13 protein-coding genes and 1 tRNA gene are annotated in these 13,337 nt (G+C 66.4%); 7 read left to right on the forward strand and 7 right to left on the reverse strand.

Annotation, left to right across the window (positions count from 1 at the left end; translation table 11 throughout):
* The first annotated feature begins 10 nt into the window (after positions 1 to 10).
* Complete coding sequence (locus AB0M22_RS15555; RefSeq protein WP_364726148.1) at positions 11 to 556, forward strand: GtrA family protein; 546 nt, start codon at positions 11 to 13, stop codon at positions 554 to 556.
* A gap of 124 nt (positions 557 to 680) precedes the next feature.
* Positions 681 to 2,594, forward strand: coding sequence for a glycosyltransferase (locus tag AB0M22_RS15560; protein WP_364726151.1), 1,914 nt, complete (start codon positions 681 to 683; stop codon positions 2,592 to 2,594).
* Positions 2,595 to 2,651: 57 nt separating this feature from the next.
* On the opposite strand, the gene AB0M22_RS15565 is transcribed toward AB0M22_RS15560, so the two are convergent.
* The 6 genes from AB0M22_RS15565 to AB0M22_RS15590 form a co-directional block, all read right to left on the reverse strand.
* Positions 2,652 to 3,524 (reverse strand): NAD(P)-dependent oxidoreductase, encoded by an 873-nt coding sequence (locus AB0M22_RS15565; protein ID WP_364726154.1) that lies wholly within the window; start codon positions 3,522 to 3,524, stop codon positions 2,652 to 2,654.
* 165 nt (positions 3,525 to 3,689) lie between these two features.
* Positions 3,690 to 4,736 carry a ribosome small subunit-dependent GTPase A gene (rsgA, locus tag AB0M22_RS15570; RefSeq protein WP_364726157.1) on the reverse strand — a complete coding sequence of 349 codons (1,047 nt, stop codon included), beginning with the start codon at positions 4,734 to 4,736 and terminating at the stop codon, positions 3,690 to 3,692.
* A 227-nt stretch (positions 4,737 to 4,963) separates the two neighbouring features.
* Positions 4,964 to 5,977 (reverse strand): glycosyltransferase family 2 protein, encoded by a 1,014-nt coding sequence (locus tag AB0M22_RS15575; protein WP_364726159.1) that lies wholly within the window; start codon positions 5,975 to 5,977, stop codon positions 4,964 to 4,966.
* On the reverse strand, positions 5,974 to 6,831 hold the full coding sequence (locus AB0M22_RS15580) for an ABC transporter ATP-binding protein (protein ID WP_364726162.1): 858 nt from the start codon (positions 6,829 to 6,831) through the stop codon (positions 5,974 to 5,976). Before AB0M22_RS15580 ends, AB0M22_RS15575 begins: the two co-directional genes overlap by 4 nt.
* A 10-nt stretch (positions 6,832 to 6,841) precedes the next feature.
* Positions 6,842 to 7,831, reverse strand: a complete 990-nt coding sequence (locus tag AB0M22_RS15585) for an ABC transporter permease (protein ID WP_364726165.1) — start codon at positions 7,829 to 7,831, stop codon at positions 6,842 to 6,844.
* A 122-nt stretch (positions 7,832 to 7,953) separates the two neighbouring features.
* Complete coding sequence (locus AB0M22_RS15590; RefSeq protein ID WP_040729518.1) at positions 7,954 to 8,559, reverse strand: bacterial proteasome activator family protein; 606 nt, start codon at positions 8,557 to 8,559, stop codon at positions 7,954 to 7,956.
* A gap of 285 nt (positions 8,560 to 8,844) precedes the next feature.
* Here AB0M22_RS15590 and AB0M22_RS15595 point away from each other — a divergent pair, with 285 nt between their 5' ends.
* On the forward strand, positions 8,845 to 10,047 hold the full coding sequence (locus AB0M22_RS15595) for a cysteine desulfurase-like protein (RefSeq protein ID WP_364726169.1): 1,203 nt from the start codon (positions 8,845 to 8,847) through the stop codon (positions 10,045 to 10,047).
* Between the two features lie 206 nt (positions 10,048 to 10,253).
* On the opposite strand, the gene AB0M22_RS15600 is transcribed toward AB0M22_RS15595, so the two are convergent.
* Positions 10,254 to 11,243 carry an NAD(P)H-quinone oxidoreductase gene (locus AB0M22_RS15600; RefSeq protein ID WP_364726963.1) on the reverse strand — a complete coding sequence of 330 codons (990 nt, stop codon included), beginning with the start codon at positions 11,241 to 11,243 and terminating at the stop codon, positions 10,254 to 10,256.
* Between the two features lie 139 nt (positions 11,244 to 11,382).
* Here AB0M22_RS15600 and AB0M22_RS15605 point away from each other — a divergent pair, with 139 nt between their 5' ends.
* The 4 genes from AB0M22_RS15605 to AB0M22_RS15620 all read left to right on the forward strand — a co-directional run bounded on the left by AB0M22_RS15605 (position 11,383) and on the right by AB0M22_RS15620 (position 13,337).
* Positions 11,383 to 11,883: a MarR family transcriptional regulator gene (locus AB0M22_RS15605; RefSeq protein WP_364726172.1), complete on the forward strand. Its 501-nt coding sequence runs from the start codon at positions 11,383 to 11,385 to the stop codon at positions 11,881 to 11,883.
* 24 nt (positions 11,884 to 11,907) lie between these two features.
* Positions 11,908 to 11,992: transfer RNA gene (locus tag AB0M22_RS15610), tRNA-Ser, on the forward strand.
* 277 nt (positions 11,993 to 12,269) lie between these two features.
* Entirely contained in the window at positions 12,270 to 13,025 is a 756-nt protein-coding gene (locus tag AB0M22_RS15615; RefSeq protein WP_364726175.1) for a hypothetical protein, read from the forward strand.
* Positions 13,026 to 13,337 (forward strand): hypothetical protein, encoded by a 312-nt coding sequence (locus AB0M22_RS15620; protein WP_364726178.1) that lies wholly within the window; start codon positions 13,026 to 13,028, stop codon positions 13,335 to 13,337.

Here is a 13,337-nt window from a genome sequence, read left to right on the forward strand (position 1 = left end):
CCGTCGGGCCGTGCCAACCAGTGAGTCGACCGCGCAGGCGGGCGAGACCGTGCCGCCCGTCGAGGGATCGATCGTCCGGAAGGTGCTCACCGCGCTGCGGCAGGGCAGCGCGTTCCTGGTGGTCGGGGCGATCGGCTTCCTGGTCGACGCGGGCACCTACAACCTGCTGGTGTTCTGGGGTGGCGAGGGGGTGCTCTATCACTCCCCGCTGCCGGCCAAGATCATCGCGATCGCGGTGGCCACGGTGGTCACCTATTTCGGCAACAAGTGGTGGACCTTCGCGCACAAGAAGACCGACAACCCCGGGCGCGAATACCTTCTCTACGCCGTGTTCAACGTCGTCGCGATCGGCCTGCAACTGGGCTGTCTCGGCTTCTCCCGGTACGTGCTCGACCTGTCCTCCCCGCTGTCGGACAACATCTCCGGCACCCTCATCGGCCAGATCGTGGCGGTGATCTTCCGCTACTGGGCCTACGACAAGTTCGTCTTCACCGGCGCGCGCGAGCCGGCCGACGCGCCCGGGAACGATACTTCAGCGAACGTTCAGCAACCGTAATAGACACGTCGGCACCACCACTGAGCAGGCAGCTAGCTACGCTGGTTGATATCCTCACCCCCGCCGCGAACGGCATCCAGGGGCAGTCTGTCCCGTCCGGCACGATAACGATTTCGAGGACTTCATGGATCAGTCGGCTACCCAGGCCGTGACCGAAACGAACGATCGAGCCCCGGCCGTTGCCGCCCCGGCCTCGCTGCGCTCCGACCACCGAGCGCCGGATCGGCTGGTGTTGCAGCGCGGCATCTTCACCGGTCCGTCGGCCAAGGTGAGCGACGAGCTGTATGCCGTCGTCAAGGGTCGGGCGCATCGGGAACGCCAGGTGCTGCGGCTGGACAAGGGAACCGCCGCACACACCAACACCTACTTCGGCCGCTTCGCCGCGAGCTACTGGCAGCGCTGGACCACCGTCACCGAGGTACGGGTGACCATGGTGCTCGACGTGACCAAGAAGGCCAGGATCCGCCTGGTCGCCTCCGACATCGCGGGGCATCGCCGGATCATCGACACCGCGCAGGTCGCCGAGAGCGGCCCGCTGACGCTCAACGCGCCGCTGGATCAGTACGTCGACGGCGGCGCGATCTGGCTCGAATTCGACGCCATCGGCGGCGATCTCGGCATCACCGAGGTCAGCTGGACCACGGCCGCGCCGGACCACATCCGTCCGGTCGCCATCGCCATCTGCACGTTCAACCGGGCCGAGGACTGCGCGCACACGGTCGCGGCGCTGGCCTCCGACGAGGTCGTGCTCGACGCGATCGACGCGGTGTACGTGGTGGACCAGGGCACCGACCTGGTGCAGAACCGGCCGCGCTATCAAGAGGTGGTGCCGGTCTTCGGCGACAAGCTGCGCTACATCCGCCAGCCGAATCTCGGTGGGGCGGGCGGGTTCACCCGCGGCCTCTACGAGGTGTCCGCGGCCAACGAGCATGCCGACGTCATCCTGATGGACGACGACATCCTGTGCGAGCCGGAAACGGTGTTGCGGCTCAACGCCTTCGCCAACATGACGGTGGAGCCGACCCTGGTCGGCGCGCAGATGCTGTTCCTGCTCAACCCCGACTACCTCAATGTCGGCGCCGAAGAGGTGCATCTGCAGCAGCTGCGGCACGGCCAGAAGGTGCCGAAGGCGTTGCGCAACACCAGCATGCTCAAGAAGAACCAGGAGCGCCGGGTCGACGCGGGCTACAACGCGTGGTGGACCTGCCTGATCCCGGCCGAGGTGGTGGCCAAGATCGGGCTGCCGGTGCCGATCTTCTTCCAGTGGGACGACGTCGAATACGGCATCCGGGCCAGGGAGAACGGGTTCGTCACGGTCACCCTGCCGAACGCGGCGGTGTGGCACGCGGACTTCTACTGGAAGGACTACGACGACTGGGCGCGCTACTTCAGCACGCGCAACTCGTTGATCGTCGGCTCGCTGCACACCGACCTGGACGCGAAGGCGATCACCCGCAAGCTCTTCCGTGAGCTGTCCGAGCAGCTGGTCGCCATGCAGTACGGCCTGGTGCACACCACCCTGCAGGGCATCGAGGACTTCCTGAAGGGCCCGAAGGTGTTGCAGGACGGCGGTATCGCCGCGCTGGCCGCCGCGCGCGGCACCCGCGCCGACTACGCCGAGACGATCAAGCACCCGGCCTCGACGCCGCCGGTGCGTTCCGGTGACATCCAATTGCGCCGGGCCACCGGCGAACCGAGCCGCCCGGTGCTGGTGCTGATCAAGCGGGCGATCAACCAGTGGTTCGGCCGCACCCAGCACGGCGTCATCGGCGTCACCCGCGAAGACGCCTACTGGTGGCATGTTTCGCTGTTCGACCACGTGGTGGTCACCGACGCCTCGCAGTCCGGCGTCCGGGTCCGGCAGCGGGACAAGGCGCGGGCCCGGCAGCTGCTGCGCCGCACCGTCCGGGTGCTGCGCGAGCTGCGCCGCGAATTGCCCGCGCTGCAACAGCAGTACCGCGCGGCGGTACCGGAGCTGACCAGCCGGGCCAACTGGGAGCGGCTCTACGGCATCGAGAAGGCCAAGCGCGACAACTGATCTCGCACATGGTTGAGGGGACGGGCGAAGTATCGCCCGTCCCCTCGGCTGTCGGTGCTACCGGCCGAGCGGTGAGTCGTCCAGGAACAGGTCGGTGGTGAGTTTGCCGTCGCCGGGCACCACGCGGTACTTCTCCAGATCCGTGATGCCATGTGCGGCAAGCACATCGTCATCGATGAAGAAGTTGCCCGACGTCGACTTGGCCGGCGAGGTGAGCACCAGGTAGGCGGCGTCGGCGTAGATGTCGGGGGTGCGCGAGGTGGCGATCATCTCCTCGCCGCCGAGCAGGTTCTTCACCGCGGCGGTGGCGATGGTGGTGCGCGGCCACAGCGAGTTCACGCCGATGCCGTCGCCCTTCAGCTCCTCCGCCAAACCCAGTGTGGTGAGCGACATTCCGTACTTGGCGATGGTGTAACCCAGCGCCATGCCTGCCCACCTCGGGTTGAGGTTGAGCGGCGGGGACAGGGTGAGGATGTGCGGATTGCGGTCGGCCGCGGCCGATTCGCGCAGCGCCGGGATGCTCAGCTTGGACAGCAGGAAGCTGCCGCGGGTGTTGATGTCCTGCATCAGGTCGTACTTCTTCATCGCCAGCGCATCGGTCGGGGACAGATCGATCGCCGAGGCGTTGTTCACCACGATGTCGATGCCGCCGAACCGCTCCACCGTCTGGCGCACGGCCTCGGCCACCGAGTCGTCGATGCGCACATCGCCGACGAACGGCAGCACCTGGGCGCCGGCCGCCTCCAGCTCGGCCGCGGCGGTGTGGATGGTGCCGGGGAGCTTGGGATGCGGCAGATCGGTCTTGGCGATCAGCGTGATGTTCGCGCCGTCCGCCGCGGCCCGCTTGGCGATCTCCAGCCCGATGCCGCGGCTGCCGCCGGACATGATGAGCGTTCTACCCGCGAGCGGCTTGGATCCCGGTTCCGTCATGTGACCTGCTCCTGTCGTCAGCGCCGCAGGCAAGACCCCGCAGCCTTCCACCGATTGCACAATAAGCGTAAACCCTCGTCATATGCAACGGGTTGCATAGGGAGGTCCCGCCGGACGGGCGGTCGCTGATCTGCGGGCCGCCCGCCCGTGCGCCGGGCCTATTGCTCAGCGACGAGAGCCGCGTTCCTGGTAGCCCTGCCGCTGCTGCTTGGCGATCGCGCGCCAGTCGCGTTTGCGCTCGGCTTCCAGGCGTTTGTCGGTCCGGGCCGCCATCCAGGCGTTCTCCTTGGCCAGCTTGCGGTAGCTGTCGAAGCGCCGCTGGGGGAGTTCGCCGGTGTCGATGGCGGCCAGCACGGCACAGCCGGGTTCGCCGTTGTGCGCGCAGTCGCCGAATCGGCAACGGGCGGCGAGGGATTCGATGTCGCTGAAGGTCTTCTCGATCCCTTCGGCGGCGTCCCAGAGGCCGATCCCGCGCAGTCCCGGTGTGTCGATGAGCGTGCCGCCGTTGGGCAACGGCCGCAGCTCGCGATGCACCGTGGTGTGCCGCCCCTTCTTGTCCGCCGCGCGAACGGCGTTGGTGGCGAACACTTCCTGCCCGAGCAGGGCATTGGCGAGGGTGGACTTTCCGGCGCCGGACGGACCGATCAGCGCGACCGTTCCGTCGAGCATGGCGGCTAGGACGTCCAGCCCGGCACCGCTGTTCGCGCTCACCGCGAGCACGCTCGCACCGGGCGCGACCGCGCGCACGTCGTCGATCGGAATATCCGCTGCCGCATCGGCTTTGGTCAGCACGACGATCGGTTGCGCGTTGCTTTCCCAGGCCAGCGCGAGCATCCGCTCGATCCGGCCCAGGTCGACATCCGCGTCGGCCGCCGTGCAGAGCAGCACCGTGTCGACATTGGCGGCGAGCACCTGGCCCTGCGACCGCCCGGACACCGACGATCGCATGATCGCCGACCGGCGCGGAAGTAGTTGCCGCACCATGGATTCGGCGTCGATCGTCACCCAGTCGCCGGTGCACAGCCCGCTGGCCTCGGCATCGGCGCGCGGGCAGCGGGCTCGGACCGGCCCCGTCGGTGTGGCGACATCACATTCGCTGCGATCCATCCGGATGACCCGGGCGGGCACACAACCGTCCTCGATCAGCGAGGCATATTCGTCGGCTACAGCTTCGTTCCAGCCGTAGGGAACAAGAAGGTCGTTCTCGACCATGAGGGAAGGAGTCTTTCGTTGGGCGCCGAGCCCAACCCGGACTCAGCGACTGAAGAATGAGGTGGCGTTGCGTGTGGCGGCGTGCACAAGCACAGCTCGTCCGAACACGACAATCCGCAGGTTCCTAGCCACGGTCCACACCTCCTCGCCTCTCTTGCAGTTGCCCCACTGTGACATGCCCTTGTTTTCCCGCGCAACCGATTTATGCACCGGCTACGGCGAGCCGGTTACGGGCGCTGGTCGGGTTTGCCGAATTGCTCGTGCCGGCCGAGGGAGCGCAGGTGGAACCACTCGCGCAGGCCGGCCGGGTCGCGGCGGGTGACCAGGAAGAACCAGGAGAAGCGAATCCATTCCTGGGGGAGCAGCTTGCGCATGCCGGGCTGGGACATGAGATAACCGCGGTTGCGGTAGGTGAAGTACCGCTTGATCGGGTCGTCCGGGTACTGGGTGTGCATGCGGCCGCCGAGGATCGGCTTGAACTCGTCGGCGCCATTGGGATGCAGGTACGCGGTCTGCAAACAGGTGCCGAACGGCAGCCCCGAGCGGACCAGCCTGCGGTGCACCTCGACCTCGTCGCCGCGCACGAACAGGCGCAGGTCGGGCACGCCGATCACGTCGACGACCTTGGCGGAGATCAGGGCGCCGTTGAACAGCGAGGCGATGCCGGGCAGGAAGTCCTCGTCGCCGAGTTCGGAGCGCAGCCGCCGCCAGACCACGCCGCGGCGCAGCGGGAAGGCCAGCCGGTCGGGTTCGTTGATGTCGCAGACCACCGGCGACACCTCGACCAGCCCGTGCCGCTGCGCGCAATCCAGCAGCGTGGCAAGGACGTCCGGTCCCTCGGGACGGCCGTCGTCGTCGGCCAGCCACACCCAGTCCGCGCCGACGCTCAGCGCGTGCAGCATGCCGAGCGCGAAACCGCCGGCGCCGCCGAGGTTGTGCGCCGAACCGAGATAGGTGGACTCGATCGGCTGATCGCGCACCAGGTCGGCCACCTCGGGCTCGTTGGCATTGTCGATCACGATCAGGTGATCCACCGGGCGCGCCTGGGAGGCAATGACTTTCAGCGATTCGGCGAGCAGCTCGCGGCGCTTGTGGGTGACCACGACGGCCACGATGCGAGCCTCCGGCCCGGTCCCCGTCGGTACGAATGTCTCGGCTGCACTGGAGCTCTGCGGCGCGGAGTCGACCAGGGCATCCGCCCCGGTCTCGATCGGGGTGTCCTGCCCGGTCGGCTCACTCATGCCTTATTCCGCTCCAGTTCTCGTTCGGTTCCCATGGTCTTTTCGGCTGCCAATTCGCGTTCGGCTTCCAGCTCACGCAGGACGGTCGCGACGTGGTTGCCCGCGTCCGGACCCTCGTACGCACGCACCACTTCTTCGATGCCGCCGCGCTGCCGGATCCGGCCGTGATCGATCCACAGCGCGGAATCGCAGAGTTGCGCGAGAAATTCGTTGGAATGACTGGCGAATACCAGGATGCCCGATCGGGCCACCAATTTCTGCAGACGCAGCCGGGCCTTCTTCATGAATTCGGCGTCGATCGCGCCGATGCCCTCGTCGAGCAGCAGGATCTCGGGGTCGATCGAGGTCACCACGCCCATGGCGAGCCGGACCCGCATGCCGGAGGAGTAGGTACGCAGCGGCATGTACAGGTAGTCACCGAGGTCGGTGAAATCGGCGATTTCGTCGACCTTGGCCAGCATGGATTTGCGCGTCTGCCCGAGGAAAAGGCCGCGGATGATGATGTTCTCGTACCCGGAGATCTCCGGGTCCATGCCGACACCGAGGTCGAACACCGGCGCCACCCGGCCGCGGATGCGGGCGCCGCCCCGCGAGGGTTCGTAAATGCCGGCCAGCAGCCGGAGCAGGGTCGACTTGCCCGCGCCGTTGTGCCCGACCAGACCGACCCGGTCGCCTTCCTTCAGCGACAGCGTGATGTCGTTGAGTGCCTCGACGACAACGACATCGGACTGGTTGCGCCCGATCGCGCCGCCGGCCTTACCGAGGAACGCCTTCTTCAACGAACGCGATTTGGCATCGAAGATCGGGAATTCGACCCAGGCATTGCGGGTTTCGATACTCACATGGTCGGTCATCGATACCCTCCTAAACCCAGTACGGCACGCGCGAGCGGAACTGCTTCATCGCGAAGATCGCGACCAGCCAGCCGACCACGGTGATCGCGCCGACGATCACCCAGTGATACAGATGCTGGTCGTCGCCGAGCAACGGCGCGCGAATGATCTCCAGATAGTGGAACGTCGGTACGATCTCGGCCAGCTTCGCCCGGTCGCCGACCGCACCACCCTGCGAGGTCAGGCTTTTCGTGCTCCACATGACCGGGGTCAGCACGAACAGCATCAGCGTGAGGCTGCCGAGGATCGGCGCGATATCCCGGTAGCGCGTGCTGAAGATGCCGAACACGATCGACACCCACATCGCGTTGAGGAACAGCAGCCCGAGCGCGGGAATGGCGAATATCGCGGTCCAGTGCAGTTTCTCCCACACACCGAACGCGACCAGCACCACGAAATAGATCACCAGGTTGTGCGCGAAGAACAGTATCTGCCGCCAGACCAGGCGATAGACGTGCACGCTCAACGCCGAGGGCAACTGTTTGATCAGCCCCTCGTTGGCGATGAAGACATCGGCGCCCTCGAGAATGCTCGCGTTGATCACATTCCAGACGATGATGCCGATCGCAACATAGGGCAGGTAGTCCTTGATCGGCTGATCGAGCAGCGCGGAATACAGCAGCCCGATCGCCGCGGCCTGCACGCCGGTCGCGATGGTTATCCAGAACGGACCGAGCACCGAGCGCCGGTACCGCTGCTTGATGTCCTGCCAGCCGAGCGACAGCCACAGTTCGCGCTGGCCGAAACCGACGCGGAAGTCCTTGAACGCGCGCCGATAGGTCTGCGAATCGGAGGGGAACGGTTCGATGTCCACGGGTTCGGCGACCGCGGTCGCCGTCGAGGTCTCGCTGGGGGTCACCTGATCCTCTTCCGCCGCGCCGTCGTCGGAGCGCACCGCACTGTCGTCGGAGGGATCGTCCTCCGGGCGCACGGATTCATCTGAGCTGTCATCTGAACGCACTGAGCTCTCTTCAGGACGCCCCGAACCCATGTCCGAGTCGGGGCGGGCGGCAGCGGCGGGCACGGTGCACGACACTACCCTTGGACATTCCGGCCGACCCGCGTGGACGCGGGTCGGACACCTCACAAATACTGCCCGGACCCGCCGGTCACGTGGTTGGCCGGGCCGCCGCGGGGGTCGCCCGCGTGGATGCCGGGCGGTAGCGCGCCCTGGCGCATCTGCTCCAGTTGCGCCCGCGCGGCCATCTGCTGCGCGAACAGCGCGGTCTGGATGCCGTGGAACAGGCCCTCCAGCCAGCCGACCAGCTGCGCCTGCGCGATCCGCAGCTCGGCGTCGGACGGGATGGCGTCGTCGGTGAACGGCAGCGTGAGCCGCTCGAGCTCGGCGCGCAGTTCGGGGGCCAGGCCTTGTTCCAGCTCGCGCACCGACGACTTGTGGATCTCCTTGAGCCGGCTGCGGCTCGCGTCGTCCAGCGGTGCCGCGCGCACCTCCTCGAGCAGCTGCTTGATCATGGTGCCGATGCGCATGACCTTCGCCGGCTGCTCGACCATGTCGGCGAGCGATTCGCCGGTATCGTCCCGATCGTCCGACTCGTCCTTCTTGTCCTCGTCGGTCACCACCTGCGCGGTGAAGGGCGCGTCCGCCGCGGCCTCCGCTGGGATGACCAACGGGCGGCCGTCCGGTCCGACAACGACGATGTGGTCCGGGGCCTCATCCGATTGCGTCATGGTCCCTATCATGTCGCGTCGTTCCCGAACGCGCTAAGTCGGTGTTCAGCGGGGTGGGGATAACCGGCTGCGACCAGGTTGCCCCGGTCCCCGAGGAGCGCGTGCGGACGCGAATGCGCGAGGCCGCGCATGGTGACCCGGTGGCGTTCTATTCTGTTCGGGTCGTGTGGTTCGGATTTGCTGAAAGTCGGTTGCCATGCTGAGTCCCAGGTCGCTGTGCCCCCGCTGTGAAGCGGAGGGGAACGCAGTTACACAGGCTCGCCCGCTGCCCTTAGAGTGGCCAGCATGACTTACGACGTCGCGAGGGTTCGGGGCCTGATACCGTCCCTCGGCGACGGCTGGATTCATCTCGACCCGCAAGCGGGCATGCTGGTGCCCGACGCGGTATCTCGCGCCGTCTCAACAGGATTCCGAACTTCCTCTTTTTCGCATATCGGTCGTAATGGTGCGGCGGTGCGCAGCGCCGCCATCCTGGACGCGGCCCGCGAGGCGGTGGCGGATCTGGTCGGCGGCGATCCGGCGGGCGTTGTGCTCGGCCCGGACCGGGCCGTGCTGCTCGCCTGGCTGGCCGAATCGTTGAGCTCGCGGCTCGGGCTCGGCACCGGCATCGTGTTGTCCCGATTGGACGACGAGGCGAATGTCGCGCCGTGGTTGCGCATCGCCAATCGGTACGGCGCGCATGTGCGTTGGGCCGAGGTGGAGATCGAGACCTGCGAGATGCCGTCCTGGCAGTTCGAGGAGTTGATCGGGCCGACCGCGCGCCTGGTCGCGCTCACCGCCGCCTCGCCGATCGTCGGCTCCGCGCCCGCGGTCCGGGTCGCCGCGGACCGGGTGCACGAGGTCGGCGGACTGCTGGTCGCGGACGCGTTCGGCGCGGCGCCCTACGCGCTCATCGACATCGACGAACTCAATGCCGACGTGGTCGCGCTCAGCGCGCCCGCCTGGGGTGGTCCGCAGATCGGCGCGCTGGTGTTCCGCGATCCGGCCTTCCTCGATCGAATTCCCTCGATGTCGTTGAACCCCTACGCCAAGGGCGCCGAGCGGCTCGAGGTCGGCGGGCATCAGTACGCCCTGCTCGCCGGGCTGACCACCTCCATCGACTTCCTCGCCGGACTCGACGAACGCGCGCGCGGCAGCCGCCGCCAGCGGCTGGAAATGTCGATCACCTCGTTGCAGGACTACCACGATCAGCTCTTCGAGCACCTGATGGACGTGCTGGACAAGATCCCGAACCTGACCGTGATCGGCCGCGCCTCCACCCGAATCCCCACCGTCAGTTTCACTCTCGCGGGCATGCAGGCCGAGAAGGTCGCCGCCAAGCTCGCCGACAATCGGATCGGCACGCTCAGCGGAGTGCATGGCGGCAGCCGGCTGCTGGACGCGCTCGGGGTGAACGATGAGGGCGGTGCGGTGACCATCGGTCTCGCGCCCTACACCACCAAATTCGAGATCGACCAGCTCGGCCGCGCCCTCGCCGCCCTGGAGTAGACCTCCCGCACGCCAATTCCCCCGCTGCGCACCAAAATAGCGGGCAATCCTATGCGCGCCATGCCAATTCACACGCGCCGCGTTGCCGCGGCAGTGCCCGTGTCCCGCGGCAGCGTTTGCGTGCCGCGCACCAATTCTGGTGCCGCGCACGAAGCAGCCCGCAATCGTGTGCGCGCCATGCCGATTCGTGCGCGGCGTGCTTGTGGTCAGAGATCCTGGACGCGCAGAACGACTTTGCCGAAGGCTTCGCCGGATTCCAGCAGGCGATGGGCCTCGCCGGCCTCGGTGATCGGCAGCTCCGCGTGGATCACCGGCGCGACAGTGCCATCCGCGACCAACGGCCACAAATGCCGATTCACCTCGGCGATGATCTCGGCCTTGCTGCCATGCCCCGTGGCCGGGCGGTTGCGCACATTGGTCGCGTGCACGGTGCCCCACTTCCGCAGCAGCGCAGCGACATTCAGTTCACCGTTGACGCCGCCCTGCATACCGATGATGACCAGGTGGCCGAAGTTCGCCAGCGCATCGACGTTGCGGGACAGGTAGACCGCGCCCATGTTGTCGAAAATGACGTCGGCGCCGGAGCTTTCGGCCCGCACCGCGGCGACGAAGTCGTCTTCTTTGTAGTTGATCAGCAGGCTCGCGCCGAGTTCCTTGCAGCGCTGCAACTTCTCCGCCGATCCGGCGGTGACCGCGACCCGTGCGCCGAGGCTGCGCGCCACCTGGATGGCATGCGTGCCGATCCCGCTGCCGCCGCCGTGGATCAGCAGCAGCTGACCCGACTGGAGCCCGGCCGTCATCACCAGATTCGACCACACGGTCGCCGCCACCTCGGGCAGCCCCGCGGCCGCGCCGAGATCCAGGCCGTCCGGAACGGGCAGCAACTGCGTGGCCGGCGCGACCACCTTCTCGGCGTACGCACCGCCGGACAGCAGCGCGCAGACCCGATCGCCGACCTGCCAGTCATGCACGCCGTCACCGAGCGCGGCGATCACACCGGAGCACTCGAGGCCGAGCACCTCGCTGGCCCCCGGCGGCGGCGGATAAAAGCCCTGCCGCTGCATCAGGTCGGCCCGGTTCATCCCCGCGGCCGCCACCTCGATCAGTACCTCGCCGTGTCCGGGCACCGGATCCGGCGCGTTCCCCCACGCCATCACTTCGGGCCCGCCGGAACCGTTCAGCTCGATCGCATGCACGAGCTCCATAGTGCTCCCGCCCGCCGCGCCGCGAAACGCGGGCCCCGCACGAGCACCTGGGCGCGATCCGGGGCGAAGCCCGCCCGCTGACCGATACGCTTTCCCCACAGCAACTTTCCGCAGTTGGGGCCGACATAGAATGAGCATCGTGCATTCCGAACCGAGCAGTTCCGTGGCGGCCGAGCCGAGATGGCTCACTCCGGCTCAGCAACGGGCCTGGCGGGCCTATATGGACGGGCACCAGCGGCTGATGGCCACGTTGAACCGGCAACTGCAACGCGACAGCGACCTCAGCGTCGCCGAATACCGCATCCTCGTCCTGCTGTCCGAGGCCCCCGGCCACGCCCTGCGGATGAGCGAGCTCGCCGACGGCGTGCTCTCCTCCCGCAGCCGCCTCACCCACCAGATCCGCCGCCTCGAGGGCGAGCGCATGGTCCGCCGCAACACCTGCCTCGAAGACGGCCGCGGCGTCCTCGCCGAACTCACCGACGAAGGCCTGCGCCGCCTCGAAGCCGCCGCCCCCGGCCACGTAGAAGCAGTCCGCCGCGACTTCGTCGACCTCCTCACCCCCCACCAGCTAGAGGTCATCGCCGAAGTCTTCGCCCGCATCGATCAGGAAATCGGAGCGCGCCCCCTCTAACCCGTCCGCTACCATCGTGTTCCTGGAGACGTGGCAGAGCGGCCGAATGCACTCGCCTTGAAAGCGAGCGTCGAGAGATCGACCGGGGGTTCAAATCCCTCCGTCTCCGCAACAATCGTTGACTGGCCCGGCTGGTCACGCCCCATTACGAGAGGTTGTGTACTGCTTCTCGCACCCGGGGCGAGGCTAGGCGGCGGTGTGTCTCGCCCGCGCTGAATCTTTGATCTGCACAGTGACTCCCCAGGTTCCGCACTGATCGCCGAACGCATATACAACGCGAACGTTCAGGGCTTCGGTTGACAGGCCGTAGGACAAGGGAAAGAATCGGTGCCGTTCGGCGGCCTCAGCGGCGCGGTGCAGCAACACAAATGGGGGTAGGCGTTGTCGTGACGAACTCGGGTTTCTTCAATCACTATGATGACCCGGACGAATTCTGGGATGACGAGCCACTTGACCGGCCGCCGAAGACATCCCCGAACGTGTACACCGCTGCAGAGTCGGCGCGCGTCCAGCCAGAGCCGACTTCGGTGCGTCCTGCTGAGACCGCCGCCCAGGATGATGGTGCTACCGCGACCGACACAATAATCGGGGCTGGACTGTTCCAGATGATCCTTGATGACGGCCGTCTCCCGGTTCAGGTGAATGTCGACCGGAATCTGCATGCGCGGTTGCATCCTCGGGACTTCGCAGCCGCGGCGATGACCGGCTACTACGCGGCGCTGTGGCGTCACGACGCGCCGATAATCAGTTCCGGTAATTGGGAAATGTTGAGTGCGCGACCATCGCGTCGATCCGAGCTCATAGCACTTCTGAATACGCGCTCGCTCGCCGAATTCGAGATGCTCGAGCGTGTGTTACGCGGGCACGGCGAATTCATCGGAAACGGACCGCTGACCGAATTCGGATCACCTTCGATAGAGATATCGGCGAGCATATCGCGTATCGAAAAATTCGACATACATCCGGGATGGGCAGCCGGGGCGAACCCATCGGATATCGGATACGACATAATCGAATGTGCGAATCAAATTCGCGATAAGCGCCCACATTTCCATGAAGGTGGAGCCTGGTCTGGTCACGCTGTTGATCAATTGGAAGAGAACCTCCGCGAATACGTAAAATATCTGCAAAAGGTGGCATAGATGCCGGACTTCTCAGCTGACCTGAACCGAATCGTCAAATCTGCAAGTGCCTGGGATAGTGCATCCAACGACCTGAAACAGGGTTCGGCGAAGGCGCAAGCTATTCGGGAAAGCAATAAAGATGTTGTATGGGCGCTGTTTCAGGAGACCTGGGATGCCAGTGTCAAGGCAGCTCAGTACGTTTACGACAGGTTGAACGAGGGGAGTAGGGAAATGGGGGAGATGGGGGACGCGCTCGAACATGTCGCCAAAGTGCTCATGGAGCAGGATCAGAACTTCGCCAATGTATTATTTACACTCGATGCGGAGTAG

The organism is Nocardia sp. NPDC051756 (assembly GCF_040681495.1).
Classification (GTDB): domain Bacteria; phylum Actinomycetota; class Actinomycetes; order Mycobacteriales; family Mycobacteriaceae; genus Nocardia.